Below are 232 nucleotides of genomic sequence, written 5' to 3'. Positions count from 1 at the left end.
CAAGTCGGGGGATTATACAGCAGCGGAAACAGATATGGAAGCGGCCTTGATCGAGATTTGGGAGTCCTTACTGGGAAGATGCCCCATTGGCATTCACGATAACTTCTTCCAACTGGGAGGGGACTCCATACTCAGTATTCAAGTGGTCTCCCGAGCAAGAGAGAAAGGGATTTTGTTAAAACCAAAACAACTCTTTGCGCATCAAACCATTGCATCTTTGGCTCTCGTTGCC

The 232-nt window shown here is 47.8% G+C and carries 1 protein-coding gene; it reads left to right on the top strand.

The window, feature by feature from the left end; all coding sequences use genetic code 11:
- Positions 1-232, top strand: a 232-nt coding sequence (locus tag AC5WOF_RS19440) for a phosphopantetheine-binding protein (protein WP_496051596.1), incomplete at both ends; no start/stop codon positions are given.

The organism is Shimazuella sp. NTD250, from assembly GCF_059510375.1.
This window is presented reverse-complemented; position numbering and strand designations above follow the sequence as displayed.